Annotated in this window: 22 protein-coding genes, 2 tRNA genes and 1 rRNA gene; 12 read left to right on the forward strand and 13 right to left on the reverse strand. The window is 38.7% G+C overall.

Going from position 1 to position 20,132, the window contains the following annotated elements:
* Positions 1-185 precede the first annotated feature (185 nt).
* The 9 genes from rrf (at position 186) to GQR45_RS17570 (ending at position 6,808) form a co-directional block, all read left to right on the forward strand.
* A 5S ribosomal RNA gene (gene rrf, locus GQR45_RS17530) occupies positions 186-300 on the forward strand.
* Between the two features lie 477 nt (positions 301-777).
* Positions 778-1,710, forward strand: a complete 933-nt coding sequence (locus GQR45_RS17535) for a hypothetical protein (RefSeq protein ID WP_007579759.1) — start codon at positions 778-780, stop codon at positions 1,708-1,710.
* A 26-nt stretch (positions 1,711-1,736) separates the two neighbouring features.
* Complete coding sequence (locus GQR45_RS17540) at positions 1,737-2,636, forward strand: DUF350 domain-containing protein (RefSeq protein WP_024589503.1); 900 nt, start codon at positions 1,737-1,739, stop codon at positions 2,634-2,636.
* Between the two features lie 3 nt (positions 2,637-2,639).
* Entirely contained in the window at positions 2,640-4,361 is a 1,722-nt protein-coding gene (locus GQR45_RS17545; protein WP_024609366.1) for a polyamine aminopropyltransferase, read from the forward strand.
* A 79-nt stretch (positions 4,362-4,440) separates the two neighbouring features.
* The gene (locus tag GQR45_RS17550; protein ID WP_004335098.1) at positions 4,441-4,854 is read left to right on the forward strand and encodes a DUF2170 family protein; all 414 of its coding nucleotides are present in this window, start codon (positions 4,441-4,443) and stop codon (positions 4,852-4,854) included.
* A gap of 24 nt (positions 4,855-4,878) precedes the next feature.
* Positions 4,879-5,571: a PspA/IM30 family protein gene (locus GQR45_RS17555; RefSeq protein WP_004335088.1), complete on the forward strand. Its 693-nt coding sequence runs from the start codon at positions 4,879-4,881 to the stop codon at positions 5,569-5,571.
* 74 nt (positions 5,572-5,645) lie between these two features.
* Entirely contained in the window at positions 5,646-6,284 is a 639-nt protein-coding gene (locus GQR45_RS17560) for a hypothetical protein (protein ID WP_024592232.1), read from the forward strand.
* Entirely contained in the window at positions 6,281-6,607 is a 327-nt protein-coding gene (locus GQR45_RS17565) for a hypothetical protein (protein WP_010554828.1), read from the forward strand. The genes GQR45_RS17560 and GQR45_RS17565 overlap by 4 nt, the downstream gene beginning before the upstream one ends.
* Before the next feature lie 15 nt (positions 6,608-6,622).
* The gene (locus GQR45_RS17570) at positions 6,623-6,808 is read left to right on the forward strand and encodes a hypothetical protein (RefSeq protein ID WP_007579770.1); all 186 of its coding nucleotides are present in this window, start codon (positions 6,623-6,625) and stop codon (positions 6,806-6,808) included.
* A 29-nt stretch (positions 6,809-6,837) separates the two neighbouring features.
* Here GQR45_RS17570 and GQR45_RS17575 read toward each other — a convergent pair whose 3' ends face one another.
* The 5 genes from GQR45_RS17575 to GQR45_RS17595 all read right to left on the reverse strand — a co-directional run bounded on the left by GQR45_RS17575 (position 6,838) and on the right by GQR45_RS17595 (position 9,935).
* Complete coding sequence (locus GQR45_RS17575; protein ID WP_024589501.1) at positions 6,838-7,239, reverse strand: hypothetical protein; 402 nt, start codon at positions 7,237-7,239, stop codon at positions 6,838-6,840.
* A 10-nt stretch (positions 7,240-7,249) separates the two neighbouring features.
* On the reverse strand, positions 7,250-7,783 hold the full coding sequence (locus GQR45_RS17580; protein ID WP_165726613.1) for a hypothetical protein: 534 nt from the start codon (positions 7,781-7,783) through the stop codon (positions 7,250-7,252).
* A gap of 111 nt (positions 7,784-7,894) precedes the next feature.
* Entirely contained in the window at positions 7,895-9,271 is a 1,377-nt protein-coding gene (locus tag GQR45_RS17585; RefSeq protein ID WP_008137933.1) for a class II fumarate hydratase, read from the reverse strand.
* A gap of 11 nt (positions 9,272-9,282) precedes the next feature.
* A complete protein-coding gene (locus tag GQR45_RS17590) occupies positions 9,283-9,648 on the reverse strand; it encodes a hypothetical protein (protein ID WP_231609258.1) in 366 nt (121 codons plus the stop codon).
* Positions 9,649-9,749: 101 nt separating this feature from the next.
* The gene (locus GQR45_RS17595) at positions 9,750-9,935 is read right to left on the reverse strand and encodes a hypothetical protein (RefSeq protein ID WP_010554833.1); all 186 of its coding nucleotides are present in this window, start codon (positions 9,933-9,935) and stop codon (positions 9,750-9,752) included.
* Between the two features lie 200 nt (positions 9,936-10,135).
* On the opposite strand from GQR45_RS17595, the gene GQR45_RS17600 reads away from it, so the two are divergent.
* On the forward strand, positions 10,136-10,726 hold the full coding sequence (locus GQR45_RS17600; RefSeq protein WP_010554834.1) for a DUF938 domain-containing protein: 591 nt from the start codon (positions 10,136-10,138) through the stop codon (positions 10,724-10,726).
* On the opposite strand, the gene GQR45_RS17605 is transcribed toward GQR45_RS17600, so the two are convergent.
* The 4 genes from GQR45_RS17605 to GQR45_RS17620 form a co-directional block, all read right to left on the reverse strand.
* Entirely contained in the window at positions 10,703-11,842 is a 1,140-nt protein-coding gene (locus GQR45_RS17605; RefSeq protein ID WP_165722814.1) for a GNAT family N-acetyltransferase, read from the reverse strand. The two genes, GQR45_RS17600 and GQR45_RS17605, sit on opposite strands and share 24 nt — an antisense overlap.
* 6 nt (positions 11,843-11,848) lie before the next feature.
* Positions 11,849-13,237 (reverse strand): alpha/beta fold hydrolase, encoded by a 1,389-nt coding sequence (locus GQR45_RS17610; protein ID WP_165726614.1) that lies wholly within the window; start codon positions 13,235-13,237, stop codon positions 11,849-11,851.
* On the reverse strand, positions 13,227-15,947 hold the full coding sequence (locus GQR45_RS17615; protein WP_165726615.1) for an ATP-binding protein: 2,721 nt from the start codon (positions 15,945-15,947) through the stop codon (positions 13,227-13,229). The genes GQR45_RS17610 and GQR45_RS17615 overlap by 11 nt, the downstream gene beginning before the upstream one ends.
* Before the next feature lie 72 nt (positions 15,948-16,019).
* Positions 16,020-16,475 (reverse strand): Lrp/AsnC family transcriptional regulator, encoded by a 456-nt coding sequence (locus GQR45_RS17620; protein ID WP_010554838.1) that lies wholly within the window; start codon positions 16,473-16,475, stop codon positions 16,020-16,022.
* A 136-nt stretch (positions 16,476-16,611) separates the two neighbouring features.
* Here GQR45_RS17620 and GQR45_RS17625 point away from each other — a divergent pair, with 136 nt between their 5' ends.
* Together GQR45_RS17625 and GQR45_RS17630 are read left to right on the forward strand one after the other, a co-directional pair.
* A complete protein-coding gene (locus GQR45_RS17625) occupies positions 16,612-17,781 on the forward strand; it encodes a monodechloroaminopyrrolnitrin synthase PrnB family protein (RefSeq protein WP_165726616.1) in 1,170 nt (389 codons plus the stop codon).
* Position 17,782: 1 nt separating this feature from the next.
* Positions 17,783-18,907 (forward strand): aminotransferase class V-fold PLP-dependent enzyme, encoded by a 1,125-nt coding sequence (locus tag GQR45_RS17630; RefSeq protein ID WP_165726617.1) that lies wholly within the window; start codon positions 17,783-17,785, stop codon positions 18,905-18,907.
* Here GQR45_RS17630 and GQR45_RS17635 read toward each other — a convergent pair.
* From GQR45_RS17635 to GQR45_RS17650, 4 genes are all read right to left on the reverse strand, one after another.
* Positions 18,891-19,379, reverse strand: a complete 489-nt coding sequence (locus GQR45_RS17635; RefSeq protein WP_007579794.1) for a DUF4124 domain-containing protein — start codon at positions 19,377-19,379, stop codon at positions 18,891-18,893. The two genes, GQR45_RS17630 and GQR45_RS17635, sit on opposite strands and share 17 nt — an antisense overlap.
* 123 nt (positions 19,380-19,502) lie before the next feature.
* Positions 19,503-19,595, reverse strand: a tRNA-Ser gene (locus tag GQR45_RS17640).
* 52 nt (positions 19,596-19,647) lie between these two features.
* Positions 19,648-19,738 (reverse strand) — tRNA-Ser (locus tag GQR45_RS17645).
* 219 nt (positions 19,739-19,957) lie between these two features.
* A complete protein-coding gene (locus GQR45_RS17650) occupies positions 19,958-20,098 on the reverse strand; it encodes a hypothetical protein (protein WP_010554841.1) in 141 nt (46 codons plus the stop codon).
* Between the last annotated feature and the right edge of the window lie 34 nt (positions 20,099-20,132).

Genomic DNA, 20,132 nt, shown 5'->3' on the forward strand with positions numbered 1-20,132 from the left:
TAACTTGTACTAATTACCCGTGAGGCTTAACCATACAACGCCAAACGCGTTTTATGTGATAGTGAAACAAGCGAAGAAGTTAATATGACTAAAGTAGATATTACTTAAGAAAGACTTAAAAAATATTATCAGATATTTTCCAAATTCAGTTAGTGCGTAGTAATACGGATTAACGCCCAAATTTGCTTGGTGACAATAGCGTTTTGGACCCACCTGATTCCATGCCGAACTCAGTAGTGAAACGAAACAGCGCCGATGATAGTGTAGCATTTGCTATGTGAAAGTAGGACATTACCAGGCTTCAAATTGTAGAAAGCCCGAATCTAACGATTCGGGCTTTTTTACGTCTGCAGAAAAGTAAAATACGCGTAATTAATGTACACACACCAACACCTAGCACGTAGGTCGGGTGAGCGCCGCGACTCCCTACGCTGAAAGTACCCTTATACCAACCTGCATAAATCTTTAATCAATTTAACGAATTAAATTGCACTATACGTCGTTAAAATTTTTTATTTAGAACTACTAGATACAAAAATTTTTGCCTAGTTCTAGCGTAATTTTCTTAACGTTAAATAGACCCCATATATAAGCAGATTGGTATTATAAAGCTTCTACTTCAATTCTAACCTCACGATACGACTCATTATCTTCACTAAATCACAGTCTGATTTAAAAGCTAGCTACTTCTTCTCATTTTGTTGCAATTTCATTCTTGGTTTAATAAGTGACCTGTGTAAAACTACCTGAGTTAATTTAGTAAATCAGGTGACATGAATGTCGAATATTAAAGCTTGGAAACTTATAAGCCTGTTTTGTTTGTTCGCAGTGCTTATGGGTTGTCAATCGAAAGAAGAGCAGCTGCAACAAACAATTCAAGAGTCTATTAAAAAGGTAGATACGGAGCTGTCTCAGCTTGGTACTGCACTCGATAATGGAAGTGTACGCAATGCTGTGTTACTTAAAGAATATGGCGAGCTTCTTAAAAAACAACAACCAGAGCTTACAAAAGTTGTTGATGTAATTACCCTTGATGCAACGCGCCAAGGCGCACTTTATAGTGGCTTAACACAGCGACTTAAAGATATTAAAGGAACTTACTTAATTCCTCCTTACGAAGATACGTTACATAGCATTGATTTGTTACGTGATGCATCTAAACCTACGCTATTTTCTGATGCGTTAACCGATCCTATCAATATGCTAGCTGATATGTCCAAAGGCACTTTAGCGCGTGTAGGCGCAATTAGTAAGCAAGCTGAAGGTGAGGGTGTTGGTAACCAAATGGTAGGTAACCCTAACTATGGTAACTGGCAATCAAATAGTAACGGTATTAGCTTTTGGCAATGGTACGGAATGTACCGTATTTTAGGTGATGTATTTGATCGTGTTGAATATGGAAGCTGGAGTAAGCGCCGAAAGTATAGCTATTACAATGACTATGGCCGCTCGCGTTATTCAAGCCCTAAACAAATTAAAACCCAAAGCGCTTTAGAAACACGCACGCGCCAAACATACCAACGCCAAGGTAAGCAGTTTACAAGCCCTTATGCGAGTAAAAAAACAGGTGCATCAGGTTTAAGCCGTAGTAGTTATACGCCAGCAAAAAGCCGCAGTAGTTATTCTCGTTCGAGCAGTTATAGCAATAGCTCAGGATCGGTGCGTGATAGCGGTAGCAGAACCTCTCGTGGCGTGAGCCGTGGTAAGTAAAAGAATAAAGTTGGAGTTAGAATAATATGTATGAATTTAATGGAATAACTATGTGGTCACTGCAAGCGCTGGCGATTGATTTTGCAATTATTGTTTTATTATTTGTAAGCCTCAAATATATAAAAGGCTGGGTTTCAAACTTACATGCAAATGATGAAATAACAGAGCGTGATAACTTTGCTTTTGGGATTAGCTTTGCCGCTGGCTTAGTGGCACTGGCGATTGTATTAACGGGTGTAAGTAGCGGAGCTTTTGCTGCAACACTGCAACAAGAAGCACTGCAAATGTTAGCTTATGGCGCATTAGCAATTGTACTGATTAAGTTGGGTCACTTTTTTCAAGATAAAGTAGCGCTTCGTAAAGTAAGCCTGCACGACGAAATCGTTAAAGGTAACGTTACAGCTTCAATAATTGATTTTGGCCATGTTGTCAGTGTTGCTATCGTTATTCGCTCAGCTCTTTTATGGGTGGCTACTGACGGCTGGCATGGTCTTCCAATTGTAATTGCCGCCTTTATTATAGGTAGTGTTGTATTACTACTTGTTAGCCAGTACCGAGTGCAGTTATTTAAACGTACAAATAAAAGTGGCGACTGCCTACAACAAGCAATTGTTGATGGTAACTTAGCTGTGGGTATTCGTTACGCTGGATTTTTAGTAGGTAGTGCATTAGCTATTACAGCAGCAACGGGTGTTGCACCTTACGCGGCTGATAATATTAATGCGAGTTTACTATACTGGGCTATTAGCGCAGTAGTGAGCCTTGTTGCATTTATTATTTTGCACTTAGTGACAATTAAAATAATTTTATCTGGTTGCGATATTTCCGATGAAGTTAATCGTCAAAAAAATGTAGGTGTAGCTACTATTTCTGCAGCAGTATCATTTGCTGTAGGTATCACTATGGCAACATTACTAGGCGCATAATCAGTGTCATCAACCAACACTCCCCCAAGTAAGTCTCGCTTACTTGGGCACGATATACTACTTATTACTGTTATGGCCGTGCTTGCTGGGTGCGGCCTTATTTATGAATACTTACTGTCTCATTATGCGGGCCGTGTACTTGGCTCGGTAGAGAGCGCTATTTACGCCATGATCGGTACTATGATTGTAGCAATGGGCTTGGGCGCTTTTTTAGCGCGTTGGTTTAAAGATGCATTTACCGCTTTTGCTTGGCTAGAAAGCATTATTGCTTTGGTTGGCATGGGCTGCATTTTAGCGATAGCGGGTGTAATAGCAGTTAGTTATTCTCTTCCTCATTTATTTTCGAGCATTTTTAATTTACCCCCTGATGTTGTACTTAATGGTTACGTATTTCAAAAGCTACAAGAGTGGTCACGTTTTCTACCTTATGTTTTTGGTTTAATACTTGGCTTATTTATTGGTATGGAAATACCGCTTATAGCGCGCATTCGTCAGCACGTTTATGGCCGTTTTTTAGAAAACAACGCAGGGACTATTTATGGTGCCGATTATATTGGTGCTGGTATTGGTGCAGCCATTTGGGTAAGTATCATGCTCTCAATGCCTATAATGCAAGCTGCAGCGTGGACGGCGTTATTTAATATCATCGCAGGACTCGCGTTTTTATGGCGCTACCATACCCATGTGCGCTTTGCTAAGGCACTTTTAGTTTGCCATATAGTATTACTGGCATTATTTGGCTTTATTTTAGTATTTGGCAGTAGCTGGATGAACAATCTAAGTAATGTTTTATACAAAGATAAAGTAATTTATTCGCAAGCAACTAAATACCAACACGTAGTTTTAACCGAAAGATTAAGCAAAAACCAACCTCAGCCAATTACCGATTTATATTTAAATGGGCGTTTACAGTTCTCAAGTATTGATGAGCAAATATATCATTCAATGCTGGTTTACCCTGCAATGCTTGCCTCTAACAGACACGACCGTGTATTAATAATTGGTGGTGGTGACGGGCTTGCACTTAGAGATGTTTTAAAATGGCCTGTAAGCGAAGTAACGCTAATAGATTTAGACGCGCAACTACTCAATTTATTTGGTCATAAAGACGGTGACTTTACGCCGCCAGAGCACATCAATAAGCGATTACTACAGCTAAACAATAAATCGATGCATGATTCGCGAGCCAACATAATTGTGGGTGATGCATTTTTAGAAGTAGAAAAGCTACTTGACCAATCTAAGCAGTTCGACACTATTTTAATTGATTTACCTGACCCTAATCATCCTGATCTAAATAAAATGTACAGTGACTACTTTTATAATCATGTACGGCAGCTATTAGCACCCGATGGCGCAATGGCGGTTCAATCAACCTCACCTTATCACGCTAAAAAAGCGTTTTTAAGCATTGCTAAAACAGTTAAAGCTGCTGGGTTTGGCTATGTTGAGCAGTATCAGCAAAACATACCTTCTTTTGGGCAGTGGGGCTGGACTATAGCGACTAAAATGGGGCAGTCGGCCAGTGGTCGTATTAATGATACGACGGCTATGCCTGTGCCATCAAGGTGGATTAGTAAAGAATATTTATTGGCAAGTTTTGTATTTCCTAACCACTACTTTGAACAAGTTAAAAGTATTGAGGTCAATAGGTTAGGGTCTGGTCAGTTGTATGATTACTACCGAACTGCATGGCAAATAGAAAGCGAATTGTATAAAAACTAATAAAACATGGTTGACATAATATGTCGACCATGAGAATCTTAACTCAGACATAATATGTCAAACGACAAAAGGCAGAGACATGGAATTAAATGAACTTTCAATAAAATTAGCTTCTTTTGAAACTGAAGGCGCTAACTTTGAGTCTTTCTTGATTGCCAACCCAGGCGAGCAAGATGTTTTACAAGTCATTGTTGATGGAAATGATGAGCTTCCAATTTTTGTTACGCAAACGCAAGAGCAGTTATTATGTATTAGCTACTTGTTTGACGAAGATGAAGTTAAAAGTGAATTACGCAACGAGTTAAACGAAACATTACTACGTTTAAACGTGCCAATTCCACTGAGTGCATTTGCTAAAATCGATAACAAATACGCGATTTTTGGTGCACTGTCGGTAAATTCATCATTGGATGACGTTACCCACGAACTAGTGACATTAGCCGATAACGCTATCGATGCACTAGAAGCCGTGACCTTGTATTTAAACGATTAATAGCTAGTTAGTGGAGTTAAGATTATGAGTATTTTAAAAAAATTATTTACAGCAGTACGTGGCGGCGCTCGTGAAGCAGGCGAAGCAATTGTAGACAAAAATGGCATCCGTATTTTTGAGCAAGAAATTGCAGACGCGCAAAATGCACTTCACCGTGCTAAAAAAAGCCTTACTGAAGTAATGGCCAAAGAAATGCAAACTAAGCGTAAAATTAGCGCTGTAGATGCATCAATCGCTGAACATGAAGCGTATGCAGGCCAAGCTCTTGAAAAGGGTAACGAAGCGTTAGCATTAGAAATTGCAGAAAAAATTGGTGACTTTGAAGCTGAAAAAGCGGAAAACGAGCAAGTATTGTCTGGCTTTAGCAATCACATTGTTGCGCTTAAGCAGCAAGTTAAAGATGCTGAAAAATCGATTAAAGAAAATCAGCGTCAGCTTACAATGGTTAAAACCACTGAAAGCGTACAGCAAGCAACAATGGCTGTTAATAGCACGCTTAATACAAACAGCTCGTCTATGACATCGGCTCGTCAATCGCTTGAACGCATTAAACAGCGCCAACAAGATCGAAGTGACCAGCTTGGTGCTGCAAAGCAACTTGAGTCAGACGTAAATGGCGATGACTTAAAAGCAAAAATGGCTGAAGCAGGCATTGGCGACACAAGTCCAAAAAGCGCTGATATTTTAGCTCGCATCAAAGCGAAGCAAAATAGCTAACTATTACGTTTATACTTTAAAAAGGTAACCGAGTTTTTCTCAGTTACCTTTTTTGCTTAGAAGGCAGCCTTCCTATGTTTAATTTTTTCAAATCTAAAAAAGAGCCAGAACGTCAACTTAATCATCCGAGCGATCTTAAAAAAGGCGACATGTTTAGCGTTATCGATTCATTTGCCTATCCTGCATGGTTAAAGGGTGAAACGTTACGTGTTACTGATATTCAGACTTACCAATATCAGCACAGTAGCGATACTGAATTTGTACTTGAGACAAATAGCGGCCAAGTTGTATTTTTACAAATTGAGCAAGATGATGGCGAAGAGTGGGCTAACTTTTCTATTAAAATTCAGCGAAACGAAGTTGAAGAGATATTTAGCCTTGATGAGTTTGCGCGTATTTTTGATGAAGAGTCGTTAACCCACATTACAGTGCAAAATACACCAGAGCGCTTTATGCAGTTTTTAGCTAAAAGCTACCAACAAAGCGAGTCGCCTTATGTGTGTTATTTCCATAATAAAGATTACCGCAACCAAACTTTGCCTCGCTATGAGCAAGAAGGTGGTGAGCCATGTGAAATGATTTGCTTAGCGTCAGATAATGAAGGCTTTGGTTTAAATATCGAAATTTGGGATGGCGGCGAAACCGAAGTATCGCTAACGCTCATGCGTCCAATGTCAGACATTGTAGACTTGTTTCCCGGAGATGCTAAGTGAGTGATGCTAAAGATAAGTGGTTACGTCAGGAACAAGCTGTACGTGCCACACAAATGGCATTCGATCTAAGCAGCGAAGTTCAAAAGCTGATAAAAAAGCAGGCAATTGATCAAGAGCTAACGCCGTCAGATATGATCCGAAAAATACTTGGCTTAGACGTAAAGTCTAAAAAAACGCGTCAACGTTTATCGTTTAACTTAAATGATGATGAAATAGCGCAACTAGCCAGTCGCTTTGATGTACAAAGCGATGATAAGCGAGCCGTAAAGCAACAAGTAGCTGATTTATTAATAGCTCACACTAAAAATAAAAAAGTGAAATAATTTAATTAGGTTTTTATGAATATTATTTTAATTGCTTACTTAATTATTTTTGCGTTGTTTGGTACTGCGGCGAGTTATTTTGTACGTTTTATTTATGCATATTGGGTGCTTAAAACAATGCCCATGAAATACATTATTAAAGCGGGTATTTGCGTGGTACTGGTGGTAGTAATTTCAGCGTTAATTCCGTATTTAAGTTAACGCTGAAATTAGCTTATACGCGGCCGTTTTTATTTTATATCAAACGACTGGCATTGGTGGTTAATACACAGCGATTGCACTTCAAGTACAGGAGAACAATCAGTTAAGCCTTGTGCTTTATTTTGTATGTTTTCTTGTTTTGTTATTTGTTGAGCAAGCTGTTCTGCTTCTTCTTGAGATGTGTTTAGCGTTGAATAAACAGCATATTTACTCGGTCCGCCGCATGCGCGGGCACCCACTTCAAGTACTTTGCACTGAAAGCTTGCAGTGCAGCTGTTATTACTCACCATGTTATTCAGATCATAGTTTAAGTCAGATAAGTTTTTACTTTGCTCATTTGACGTCACAGTACTAGCACAACCACTTAGTAATAAAATGCTGCTAGCAATGCTTAAAATTGATAGTTTAATTGCCGATGGTAAACAACTCATAACGTTATCCTTAAAATGCACTTACCGCTGAGCCTTCAAGTTTAACACATTTATTTTCAACACACTGCGTGCTTGGCGTTGTTAAATGCTGACAAATGCTCATCATTCCTTTTTGTGAATTATAACTACTTTCAAGCTTTGTGATTTTATCGCTAAGGGCTGTTACTTGATCCTCAGACGCTGCGTTTGTTGAATACACGACAAAGCTGCTTGGTCCGCCACATGCGCGACTACCTACTGCATTTACTCTACATTGAGTGCTGGTATCACATTGCTTATCTGTAATTAGCGTATTTAATTCGGTTTTGGCTGCTTTTATATCGTCTATTGAAACGTTTTTTAAATCAGCTTTTGGTATTTTTTCAGCAACTACGTTCTTTTTAGTATTTTCTTGTAATTGAGTGTTCTCTTTTAGCTTTTGTAGCTCTTGCTTAGGTGCTTCAGCTTCTGAGGTGATTGTTACTTGCTGCGTTTCAGTGGGTGCTTTATCTAAGCATGCAGTTAAACAAAGTGGTAAAAGTATGGCTAACAATGGGGTACGCATAACAAACCTTGATAGTGATGAAATATTCATCACTATCATACACGGTGCATTTTTTACGGCAATAAAAACTATATTATCAAGTAATTAAAGCCGCGAAAAAATATCGTTTTGTTAAAGTCCACCCTGCGTTAGTTTGGTGGGGTTAAGTAGTTTTTCGAGTTCACTGCGTGGTAAATCGGTTTCCTGCTCAGCTACATCAATAATTGGGCGAGCTTCTTTATAAGCCTGCTTTGCTATTTTTGCTGCTTTTTCATAACCGATCACCGGATTAAGCGCAGTTACCAAAATTGGATTTTTAGCGAGTGCTTTATCTATATTTGGCTGATTCACCTTAAAACTGGCAATCGCTTTATCGCCCAGCGCTTGTGCGCTATTTGCAAGTAACTCAATACTTTGCAAAATATTATACGCAATGACTGGGAGCATAACGTTTAGCTCAAAATTACCCGCTTGACCTGCTACGGTAATAGTGGCGTCGTTGCCAATAACTTGTGCGCTTACCATGGCTGCGGCTTCTGGTATTACTGGGTTTACCTTACCTGGCATAATAGATGAGCCTGGTTGAAGCGCTTCAAGCTCTATTTCACCTAAACCTGCAAGTGGTCCTGAGTTCATCCAGCGTAGGTCGTTGGCTATTTTCATTTGTGCGACAGCGAGTACTTTTAATTGCCCAGAAAGTGCGACGATGGCGTCTTGTGAACCTATATTATAAAAAAAGTTACTACTGGGCGTAAATCTAATGCCTACATTGGCACTCAGATTTTCTGCAAATTTGGCTGCAAACTTAGGGTCGGCATTTATTCCTGTTCCAACAGCTGTACCGCCTTGTGCAAGTTCGCATACACGCTCTAAGCTATGTCTAATTCCTGCTGCGGCATGATTAACTTGTGACTGCCATGCACTGAGTGTTTGATCAAACGTTACAGGCATTGCATCCATTAAATGCGTACGGCCCGTTTTAACTATATGGCCTACTTCAGCTTTTTTCTTTTCCAGGCTTTGCGATAAATTTTCAAGCGAAGGAAGTAATTCGTACACTACATTTATTGCGCTACTGAGTGCGATAGCAGTAGGGACTACATCGTTAGAGCTTTGCCCCATGTTTACATCATCATTAGGGTGAATGCTTTCATTGCCTATCCGGCTAGCAAGCGTTGCAATAACTTCATTGGCATTCATATTTGAGCTTGTGCCAGAACCTGTTTGAAAAATATCAACGGGAAAATGCTCAACATGTTCACCATCAATAATACTTTGGCAAGCTTGCTCAATTGCATCGGCTTTAGCTTTGCTTAAATGGCCTAGCTCACAGTTACTTTGTGCAGCGGCTTGTTTTATATAAGCCAGTGCAGTTATAAATTGCTTTGGCATAGGTAAGCCACTAATGGCAAAATTATTAACCGCTCGCTGTGTTTGCGCCTGATAGAGCGCATCAGTAGGTACTTGTAGCTCGCCCATGCTGTCTGATTCTGTTCTAAAGTTGCTCATAAGTGTGCTCCTTAAAAAGGGTTGAATTCGTGACTAAGAATACGAGCTTCACGCTCAAGTATTAAAAATTGTGCAGTATTGTTATGCACTTTATAAAACCGTTTTAGTGCTAATAAAGGTTTGTATAACTGCTCTAAACATTGTTTACGAATAGCATTATGTATAAGAGGGTCGCACATTTTGTTCATAATTTCATGGTGTGTGCGTCTAAGATAAAACTCTTGAAGCAAGGGATTACGTTGTTGCTCAAATTTTTTGGCGACGTTAAGGGCGGTTTCTATGTAATCGGCAACGAGCATGGGTGCATGCAGGCCAGGTCTTAAGCAATGGCAAGAGAGTTCTTGATGGTAACGATGCTGGGCATAATTTGAAGACATAAAAAAACCGACTTAAGTTAACGATAATAGTTATCATTACATTTAATCAGTTTCAGTGTAAACAGTTATTATAAAAATTATTTGCGATACTAATTTGAGTTTTAATTGTAGCCAAGAATAAATATCTGATCTGTTTCATGTTTGGTCATCGCCTGTTGATTATGTTTAGGGTGCGAAAGTAAATCGATTACTGTAGCTCTCATATCAACGGCGTAACTATGATCGTCGGTGGTTTTTTCGGTTATAGCAATAGCTGCGTCTACAGCGGTATAAGGGGGTATATGCATAATTTTATCCTTTGAAATTTAATATAAGTTAAACCCTTTAGTGGGTTAGTTATATAAAAGCATATTACGTACCAATCATAATAAATTAGCTCAACCATATGATAGTTATAGTGTTTAAAAATTATCTTTTTTTCATCACGACAAAATAAGCTAAATTTGCTTTACTGTTGTGCATTAATCTACAATTTTGGTGCACAGTAATGACAAAGCCATTTTCACAAGCCTGTGAAAACAATAAAACCCCTATTTTAGAGCAATTAAAGGACGTATTAAAAAATACTAAAACAGTACTCGAAGTTGGCTCAGGAACCGGCCAGCATAGTGTTTTTTTTGCAGAGCAATTACCACATTTACAATGGCATACAAGTGATCGTGCTATAAACCACGAAGGGATTAATTTATGGCACCGCGAAGCTAATTCAACTAATTTACATGCACCACTTGAGCTTGATTTAAATAATGAGTGGCCAATAGATAAAGTTGACGCTATTTATACTGCAAACACATTTCATATTGTAAGTTGGCAATTAGTTGAGCGTTTTTTTGATGGTGTTAAACGCCACTTAAATAGCGACGGTATGTTGTGTATTTATGGGCCATTCAAATACCAAGGTGAATTTACCAGCCCAAGTAATGATGACTTTAGTGCCTTTTTAACAGAGCGCGATCCGTTAAGTGGAATAAGAGATTTTGAAGCAGTTGAACAACTAGCTAAGCAAGCAGGGCTTACGCTTATTAGCGATACAGCCATGCCTGCAAATAATCAGTTACTCGTTTTTAAACGGCAGTAATGAGCTACATTGCTCTTTATATATATCAATATGGCCGCGTTCACGCTTTAAGTAGTCGCTTATTGCATTACTAAAGTCGCCATCAACAATATGGTGAGCAGAGTAGGTAAGTACGGGTTCAAATCCGCGTGCTATTTTGTGCTCACCTTGTGCACCCGAATGAAAACAGTTGAGTTTATGCTTTATTGCAAACTCAATACCTTGGTAATAACACAATTCAAAGTGCAGCGAATCTACTTCCTCACTTGCTCCCCAGTAGCGCCCATAAAGCGTATTTTTACCTACTAAACTAAGTGTTGCAGCAATCACGTTATCGTCTCTTTTGGCCAGCATAATAACGAGAGTATTAGCCATTAAGGCATGTAAAAGCGTAAAAAACTCCATATTTAAATAGCCCAAATGACCAGAGCGCTTTAAGTAGGTACGCTGATAAAACTCACAAAACAATTGCATTATCTCGGGCGTAATTTGCGTTCCTTGCAGCCATTCAATATCAATGTTCTGTTGCGCTATTTTAGCTCGCTCTTTTTTAAGTGACTTACGTTTTCGTGAGCTAAGCATCTGCAAAAAGTCGTCAAAGGATTCATAACCTTTATTAAACCACTGAAATTGCACACCCACTCTTAACATGGCGTGTTGCTCAGTTAATGAGGTGGCTTGGGCTTGGTCGCAAAAATTAACATGCCATCCCGACCATCCTTGCTGAGCACTGTGTAAGCTAAGTTGCTCTGTAATGTATTGATATACCGCATTTGGATTAGCGTGCTCGATAGCAATGCGCTTGCCTTCAATAGGGCTAAAAGGAATGCCAGATAGCCACTTGGGATAATATTCTAAACCGTGTTTTTCGTATGCCTCAGCCCAGGCCCAGTCAAATACATACTCGCCGTATGAATGACTTTTTAAATACCCAGGTGCAAGTGCAACGAGCGTATCACTTTCAAAAATAGCGAGGTGATGGGGCTGCCAACCACTTTTTTGTGTTACGCATTGGCTTTGTTCAAGGGCATATAAAAAAGCATGTTGAGTAAATGGTTCATCACCAAATAAACGTTGCCACTGCGCCTGATCAATCTCATTAATACTGCTAAACCATTGGTGCGAAAACGTTCCCATGACTACTTACCTTGTAGTTGTTCTAAGCTGTTCTACGTTTTTAATAAACGTACTAATTTGCATTTTAAGCTCGGTAAAATGAGGATTATAAGTTAAGCGCTGTAAAGCCGGATAGTGTTTTAAGTTGGCGCTTGTACGCTCTCCTAGTTGTGGGTTTTTAGTTGTTTTACATGTTTTATATAGGGACTCGTCGTTAATAAAGCTGCCACAATTGCGATAAGTTGCGTTAATTCCATAATGTGGATTTTGCGGTGAGTTAACAACAGCAATATGCGACATACCATGAACCTTTTTACATTGACGTGTTGTGCATTGCGGATTATTTACTGTGTAGTCACTAGCAAAGTCTGGCGGTAAAATATCAGTGCTTCCATAAAGTACTAAAGTATCGAGCGGCTTATATTTGATTGAATTACCTTGGTGTAATGCACTTAATAATTTTAGCGTGGCACGCGTATCTATCGTGGTATCAATATCGCTAAGTACACTAAAAATAGGTAATTTAAGTGCAGGGCGTTTGTTTAAGCTACTTACGCTTGCAAGTGACATTGCATCGTACGAAGCGGCAGCTGCATTTAAAGGAAATGACTCATACTTAGCAAAGTCTACATCGGCGTCTTTATCAATCCAATTAACAAAGGGTATGGCATCAATCCACTTTGCTATCCAGCCGTACTTATTATGTGGCTCAGAGCCTGGCGAATAAAGCATAAGCGCTTTAATTTTAGGGGATACAGTGTGTTTGGTTGCGTAATCAAGAAGTAACGCTGCACCGGTAGAGTAACCTGCGAGTATCACCTCATCAAAGTCTTGTACGGAGCGTTCAATACCGTATTTTATTACTTGTTGCCATTGGCTAACGTCTACATTAAGTAAGGCACTTGCGGCGCTACCATGTCCTGGTAATAAAATAGTACGCACAGTATAGCCTTGCTGATAATACACTTGTGCTAAATCGTGATACGTAAAGGGGGAGTCAGTTAGTCCGTGGATTAATAGCGCAACTTTATTGCTGTTTGGATGCGTAAGCTCAAAAGGGGCAATAATATCTGCAATAGTAGGGTCAGGTTTTCGCGTACCTTGTGTTACTAATTGCTGATACGTTTGTGTAATAACAGGGCATGGCATATTTGCACGTGGATTGGCTTTATTTATATGTTTATATGCAAAATCTAAGTAATCGTTAAATGGCAAAAGGGCGTGGTAATTAAAGCGCTGGTGGTTGTGCTCATTTTCAAAGCGTAATAAGCCTTGTTGCTTACTTTTTGTTATAAATTTAAAGTCGCTCGCCTGCGATATACAGTTTTGAGCGACAGCTGTATGAGAAAAAACACTTAAAACAAAACCCAAAAATACTCTTAAAACTATTCTTAAAATTAAACCACTATTGTTCATTAACTTCTGCATATTGGACAAGACACTCGGTTAGCTTAATGAGTTCAAGCGGTTTTGCAAGATGTTGATTAAATCCAACTGCTTGTGCATGTGCTTTATCCTCTGGCATTACGTCGGCAGTTAAAGCAATAATCGGGAGTTCTTGTTCGGTTTTAAACTGGCGGATCAGTGCCGTTGCTCTATAGCCATCCATTATAGGCATTTGGCAATCCATAAGGACTAAATCAAAATGTTGTTTTTTCACTATATCGACCGCCAACTCACCGTTTTCTACTATATACGGCACAATCCCTAACGAGCCAAGCATCGCTTTAATAACCATTTGATTTACTGGGTTATCCTCTGCGACCAAAATGTCTAGCGAAGTAATATTAGTATTATCAAATGTAATAACATGTTCTTTTTTAGGCTCTGTTGTTTCTAACCGCATGGAAAATGTAAAAGTAGAGCCTTTATCTATTTCACTTTTAAGTGTTATTTCTCCCCCCATTAGCTGGCTTAGCTCTTTAGCTATGGTTAAGCCAAGTCCTGTACCGCCAAACTGCCTTGAGGTAGAACTATCAGCTTGGGTAAATGCGTTAAATAATTTTTTATGCTGGCTTGGTTTTATACCTATTCCTGTATCACTAACGTTTATAACAAGCTGTACTTTATTGGCGGCAGTAAACTCTGTTTCTATGTTTAAAGCAACGCTGCCTTGGCTTGTAAATTTAATCGCGTTACTACATAAATTAAGTAATACCTGCTCAATTCGCATAGGATCACCAATAAACCAGGTATTTAAAGGTAGCTTTGAGTTAACTTGCCAGTTAATACCTTTGTTAACTGCGCTTTGTTCAAACATATTGTCTATGCGTGTTATTAAGGCACCTAGGTCGAATGCAATAGATTCAATAACTAACTTTTGGGATTCTATTTTTGATATATCAAGAATGTCATTAATTAAGTTTAATAAACTTTTAGATGATGAGTTTATTTTATCTAAATAGCCAATGAGTGTACTTGCACTGTCTGTTTCTCGAGCAAGTGAAGAAAAACCAATAACGGCGTTTAATGGTGTACGTATTTCGTGGCTCATATTCGCTAAAAATTGGCTTTTAGCCTGATTAGCTAAATCAGACTGCTGCTTTGCTTGTGCGAGTGAGTGTGTACGCTCTGCAACTTGACGTGTAAGTGCAATTTGTTGCTGATTAAACAGCAGTAAAACCATTAAAATTAAAGAACATACGGCAACTTGGAGTATGAGCAATAATAGAGTTAGTTGGCTATTATGTTGTGTTAAAAAGCTTTCTTTAAGGGCTAGTTTTACAATCCATTTTTGCCCTGCAAAGTCCACGTCAAACGACATTAAACGGCTGCCTTTGGCTTGCTGAACATCCTGAGAGTAATTACTATAAAACGGCGGTGTGTTTGTATCTTCGTATATACCAATCGAAAACATATCAGACTGTTCTTTAGAAATGGCCTGCTCAATAATACTACGCACTAAAAATATACCAGTGGCATAGCCTTTAATTGTTTTTTCATCGTTATATTGGGAGTACACAGGGGCAAATAATAAATAGGCTGGTTTAGGTTGTTTGGTTTGCACCAACTGAATTATTTTAGTTCCGACTGGCATGTACTTTATAGCGGGGTTAAGCAGAGAGTTTTTTCGATCAGGGTTTGAAAATACATTAAAGCCAATCGCTTTTTGATTACCATTAAAAGGAGCTATGTATTTTACTATAACAAGGGGATCGTTAATTTCAAGAGGTTCGCCAACTATATCAATATCTAAATGGTAAATGTTTGATATTTCTTGAGCAAAGACTTCGCGTTGATTTTGAGGTATTTTTGCATTCCACGATAAAGCGTTAATAAACTCGTATTGAGTTAGTAACTGACTAGCATAAGAATAAAAATCTTGCTGGCTCAGCATGGGGGATGATTGGACCTGACTTGCTAAGCTCTGCACTGCAATAATACTACGATTTGTATATCTATAAAGGCTGTTTTCTATAACGTGGACTTCACGTTCGGCAATTTTAATAGTGCTTATACGATTTTCCTGATCGTATAATTGTGTTGTTACCGCGACTGATAAAAATAAAACTGAGCATACTGCAATTGTCGGAAATGCAGATATAGTATGTTGATTAGACTTTTGTGGTAATAAAGAAAGTAAAAACGGAGTTGCAATTAATACCCCTAATGTATCGCCAAGCCACCAGTAAATAACATTATTCCAATGATTATCAATACTGTAAATCGAGTTAAATTGACTCAGTGCGAATACGCCAAAGTTAGCTGAAATTAAGCTGACCAATATGGCTATGACTAAAATAAAGTAAATTATATTCTTGCGCTTTTTAAAGCGCAGCGGGTGACCAAGCCAATACTTTAAAAAAGCTGCGCCGACCATTGCCTGTATAACAACACCAAAGGCGATATACATTGCCTCGTTGAATGAGTTGCCGACCAGGACTAGCTCATGAGCTGAACTGTCAAAAATATTAAGGTTAAAGGCAATTGCAGCTACAAATAAAGGCGGGATAAAGCGCCACCACCAAATATAACAACCGACTAGAGCTATGCCGGCAGGTAACCAAATTGGAATTATTTGCGAGTTAAAAGCAAGTTTAGTGAGTGCTATGCCGACTAAAAAATATGCTAAAGCAAACATGATGTAAAAAATAATGGAATGATTTTTAGAGTTAAAATTTTTCACATAAGTTCCAAGCAATTATTATTATCGTTTTGAAATATCAGTATAGCTAACAGTAAGTTATTTTGGTTATTTTTATAATGGTAACTGTTTTTTGCTAAATGACTGCTTTAACACGACTGTTGATTCTATATTCGCAATACAACTTAAACTACCTAGCTGATGTTTTACAAATGTTTCGTAGCTCTCAAGATCATGTGCAATGATTTTTAATAAATAATCATAGCTTCCTGATATTACACAACACTCTAATACATGTGGTAATTTTTCTACATGTTGCTCAAATTGCTCTGCAGCACTTACTGAGTTTTGGCTTAATCGTACGAACGCATATACCAACACATTAAGGTTAAGTGCTTTAGGATTTATGGCGGCGTGGTAGCCGGTAATAATGTTTTCTTGCTCTAACTTTTTTATACGCCTTAGGCAAGGTGTATCCGATAGGTTGATACCGCTGGCCAAGTCTGAAACCGACATACGAGCTTGGCTTTGCAGTGCAATGAGTAATTGCTGATCTTTTTTATCTAACATAGTTGTCGGCTTTTATTAATTATTTTTATATTTGTAGTGATTATTGCTAAGTATTACAGTTTTTACTAATTTTTTTGGCGTTTTACCCTCATTGAACTCTGTTAGCATTTAACTATAAAAATAATAGAGCACACCAATGAACACACATACCGCTATTTTCGATCACTGGATACGAACAGAGTTTGTCACTTTAAATAGTGAATTAGAGCAGCTTTATTGGCAGCAAACCGATAAAGCCAATGTAGAAGGGGTAGGCGAGGCCTTAAAGCAACAATTAGAAAAAGAAGGCAACGTATTAATTAGCAATTTATTAGCCGAGGGAAACACAGATCAAGGCTTTGATAGCGCTTTTGACTTACTCGGTAACGTAGGATTGTTTATGGCGGCGTGTAGACGCCATGAAATTACCGAACCAAGCAGAGAAACCAGCTCCCCACTAATAGATGCTTCAGCGCTTGCTATGCATATTGGCGCATCGATTGGCGTAACCCCTCGCTTTGCTACCGCCCACTTAACTACTCATAACAAAGCACTTAACGGTATTTATAAACGATTTACTAATTTACCTGATGAAAAGCTATTTCTTGATTATAACACTCAAGGCATTTTGGCCTACAAACGGGCAAGTGATGCATTATTAAAAATATTGCCGTTAGGTATTTCACATCCCTTGTGTGGTGAGTTATTAAAAGTAGCTAAACAAGCGCTTATAGATGTAATTGAGTCAAACAATGCACTTTATTCTGAGCTCGATACAGATCGATTTTTTAACTGCGTTCGCCCTTATTATAAACCGTACCGTGTAGGTAAAGAGGTTTACAGAGGTGCAAATGCTGGTGACTTTGCAGGTATTAACGTGATTGATATGCTGTTAGGACTGTGTAGTGCAAACGAGCCTAGTTACTCGCAAATGCTGGTGGATAAGTTTTTATATATGATGCCAGAGGATCAACAAATCCTACGAGAAGCTATGCGTATGCAAAGCTTTATGGATGACTTTTTACAAGCCAAACCATATAAAAATACAGATTGGTTTAAAAGCCACGCAACGTTATTTATTCAAGTGTGTAAATTACATGGCGACACCGCAGTCGGTCATCATAATCAACTGGTTGAAAAGTTTATTGCTCAGCCCTCAAAAAATATGCAACAGCAGCATATGAGCAAGGTAACAGCAAGTGGTCCGCCGCTTAATGTGTTACTTGATTCGCTCGAAAAATTAAGAGATAGGCGAGCCAGTGCCAAACGCGACGATATAAAAACACGTTTTGACGATCTAAATACACTTAAAGAATGGGTTAAATAGCATGCTTAAAAATGATTTTTGTATGGCCGATGGCTGTTATTTATTAAACCACTCGGTAGGGCGTCCTCTTAAAAATACGCAGCAATATTTAGCTCAGCGCTACTTTTTACCGTGGGAGAGCTCAAATAAAGAACCTTGGCAACAATGGCTGTCCGCAGTTGAGCAATTTACTACCGCGCTTGGTAAGTTATTTAATGCGCCTAGTTCGCAGTTTTGTCCTCAGGTTAATTTATCAAGTGGCTTAACAAAGTTGCTTATGTCGCACCCACGGTTACAGCAAAAAAATTGTAAAGTGCTAATGGCACAAAGTGATTTTCCGAGCATGGGTTTTGCAATGCAAAAAGCATTACCAGAGTGCGCACAAATTATGTTTATACCAGAGCACGAAAACCTAACTGATATTAGTGTTTGGCAGCGTTATATAACCGCCGACATCGATTTAGTTTTTATAAGTCATGTGTATTCAAATACAGGTGTACAGGCGCCTGTATACGATATTGTAGCTATAAGTAAATTAACCAATAGTTTATCAATAGTTGATGTTGCTCAGTCAGCGGGTGTTATACCGCTTGATTTAAGCATACTCGATGCGGACTTTATGATTGGCTCGAGCGTTAAATGGTTATGTGGTGGCCCAGGTGCAGCTTATTTATGGGTTAACAAAAATCAAATAGAGTATTGTGAGCCTAAAGATGTGGGTTGGTTTTCGCATCAAAATCCATTTGAGTTCAATATAAACCACTTTGAATATAACGCCAGTGCGCTCAAATTTTGGGGGGGCACTCCCTCTGTAGCGCCTTATATTATTGCCGCAAATAGCATTGCTTACTTTGCAGAGCTAACTGCTCACAAGGTAAGGAATCATAATTTAGCTATGCTTACGCTTATTCATGAGCAACTAGGCAAATATGTTGCATCACCTATGAGTAGTGATAAATGCAGCGGGACTGTTATTTTGTTTTTTAACAAGGAGCAAGACCATGTACTTACAGGGCTTAATAAAGCGAAAGTCAGTGTAGATGCCCGTAAATTTGGGATACGAGTATCGCCACATATTTATAATACTCAAGAAGACGTTGCGCAGTTTATTTTGATAGTAAAACGAGCGCTTAAGGGTTTTGGCTAAGCTGCTGTTTTCTTTGTTTTAATGACTCTATTTTTTGCTGCGTTTGATTAATTGATGCGTCGTAAGCTTGCTTTAACGAATTTGTTTTAGTTGCGATAGCATCAGCAATAGACGAAGCGCCTAAACGATTGGCTTTATCTTGAGTCATGTAATCTATCTGCTGTTTTTTAGCTGCGTATTCTTTTTGGCTTTGTGCAATAGATAGCTCAAGGCGCTTTATTTCTCGTTCTATTTGTTGAACTTCTAAGTAGTCATCCACAGAGGTGTCGGTAATACCTTTACCGGGCGTAGAGCTTTTGTATGCTTCAATTACGTTTATATCTTTAAGAGTAATAACTTGTGCATCTTTAGCGCAAGGCGTTTGGCTAAAGGTAGGAACGCCCTTAATTACACACTTATACACTGTTGTACTTTGTGCCAAGGTAAAAAATGGTGCTGCCGCGCAAACTGATAGCAATATGAACCGGATCATAGCTAAACCTAAAGTGGCTAAAGTTATGTTAATAATGCCCTAAGTTATTACTAGGCACAATTTGTTTAGTTTTTATAATTTTTAGGCACAAAAAAACCACAATCAAGTGGTTTAAATTAAGTATGGTGGAGAGGGAGGGATTCGAACCCTCGATAGAGCTACAAACTCTATACTCCCTTAGCAGGGGAGCTCCTTCGGCCACTCGGACACCTCTCCAACGCATAACCGTTTGTATTGATGGAAGTAAAAAAAACCACCAATTAAAATATGGTGGAGAGATAGGGATTTGAACCCTAGATGGGCTATAAACCCATGCCGGTTTTCAAGACCGGTGCATTCGACCACTCTGCCATCTCTCCGTGACGCAGAATAATACTTAGGTGATACCGCTGTGTAAATAGCAAAATGACTGTTTGCCTAAAAAACATACGTAAATGAGGTTTTTTTTGTAAATAAGGGGAAATTAAGGCAATTTTTAATAAAATAAATAGGTTGCAGCAAACAAGGGGGAGCTAAATAAGTGACTTCATTTAGTGGTTGAGTGTTCGCTGCACCGAAAAATAATCATGGTTGGGTGATTATTTATATTGAGCTGCGCCGCTAAGTGCTAGTCTTTTACCAATAGTGTTAAGTCTAGCTAACATTCTTGCTTTACGGTTAGTTGGTTTAACTGCTACTTGAGCTGCTGCTGTTTGATTTAATGTGTTAATTGGTTTCATTATTTTGCTCCGGGTTGTATATGTTGAAATCGCG

The sequence above is a fragment of the Pseudoalteromonas sp. SA25 genome, assembly GCF_011378705.1.
Classification (GTDB): Bacteria; Pseudomonadota; Gammaproteobacteria; order Enterobacterales; family Alteromonadaceae; genus Pseudoalteromonas; species Pseudoalteromonas arctica.